Annotated in this window: 1 protein-coding gene; it reads left to right on the top strand. The window is 56.4% G+C overall.

The features are described from left to right. Nucleotides 1-168 precede the first annotated feature (168 nt). Nucleotides 169-1377, top strand: coding sequence for an IS1249 family transposase (locus HMPREF3227_RS00065; protein WP_156452942.1), 1209 nt, complete (start codon nt 169-171; stop codon nt 1375-1377). Nucleotides 1378-1481 lie beyond the last annotated feature (104 nt).

The following is a 1481-nucleotide window of genomic DNA, read 5'->3' as shown; positions in this document are numbered from 1 at the left end:
GGGTTAAGGGACAGAATGTGTGTCCGGATGTGCGTCGGTAGCTAGTTTGACCAGTCGCAACGAAGATTCCGCTCTAGGCGGTGAGGTGCAGCGCGGGGTCTGGGCTCGAAATCCACGTATCTGGCTGAGAATGTGGTACCCGATGGGGTAGGCAGCAAACTAACCCGCGTGGTTAATCAACACATCACGTGCCCCGTGTGCCTGGGGCCAGTAAAGAAAAATGGCACAACGTCCGCAGGCAAGACTCGTTGGCGCTGCAAGGACCGTTCATGCGGCCACAGCTTCACCAATACCAACGATGACCCCATCCAGACTGCCAGGTTCCGGATGTTCTACGAGTGGTTCTTGTCTTCATCAACCCTGTCGTCAATCGCCGCAGAGCACGGCTATAGCCGCCGGCAACTCACCCGGTGGTTCGAAAACTTCTGGCTCGTCCACGTTCCCGACAACACCGACCCCAATCGCATCTATGACCAGCTATTTGTCGACGGAACCTACTTCGGCCACCAGAACTGCCTACTGGTGGCATCAACGAAAGCCCACGTCGTGGCCTGGCATTGGTGCCGCCAAGAAGACACGTTCAACTACAACCGTCTCTTCGACAAGGTCGGGCATGCCCCACTGGTGGTCACCACCGATGGACACCAAGGCTCGCTAGAAGCCATCAAAACAACCTGGTCACAAGCACACATCCAACGCTGCCTCGTCCACGTCAAACGCAACATTCAACGCTACGTCGGCTTGTACCCCGTGCTGCCATCTGGCAAAGCACTGCGCGGCCTATCGTTGTCACTGCTGCGGGTAAGCAACCTGGATCAGGCCGCAGAATGGACCGCGAAGCTGCAGCAATTCCACGACGTGTACGGCAAGTGGCTCAGTGAGAAGACCTACATCAAAGACCTCAAACCGGAAGAGATTCCAAAGAAATTCCGTCGAAACAAGAAGTTCTTCTACACGCATTCCCGACACCGCAGTGCCTACGAACTGCTCGCCAAACTGGAACGGAACAAGCACCTATTTACGTTTCTGACCAGTCAGGAAGACGCAGTCGAAGGACAACTCGCTCGTGATACCAACACCCTGGAAGGCGGCATAAACGCCGGAGTAAAAGCCCTTGCCAGGTACCACCGAGGAATGCCAGAAGAGCACCAACGCACTGCCGTGGACTGGTGGCTGCATCTGCACACGCAATATCCCGGTGACCCTATTGAGATTGCCCGAAGTCAAAAATGGGGACGCAGCGCACTCGCCAAAGTACAAGCTGCGTCCACGAACAACACGACTAACGACCTCGACGGCGCACCAGCACGGTACGACACCGGAATCGAAAGCACGCACACCAACGATATCGGTATCCGCAAAGGCTCCATGCGCTAACCGCTAAACCCCCAGACCAAACCCCTAAACCGCGGGGCGGCAGACACACAAAATGTCCCACCCCGCGACACGCCGGCCTAGACACTCATTTTGTCCCTTAACCC

The sequence above is a fragment of the Corynebacterium sp. CMW7794 genome, from assembly GCF_001563605.1.
In the GTDB taxonomy this organism is placed as follows: domain Bacteria; phylum Actinomycetota; class Actinomycetes; order Mycobacteriales; family Mycobacteriaceae; genus Corynebacterium; species Corynebacterium phoceense.
The sequence above is the reverse complement of the archived record's forward strand: the minus strand, read 5'-3'. Positions and strand labels throughout refer to the sequence as shown.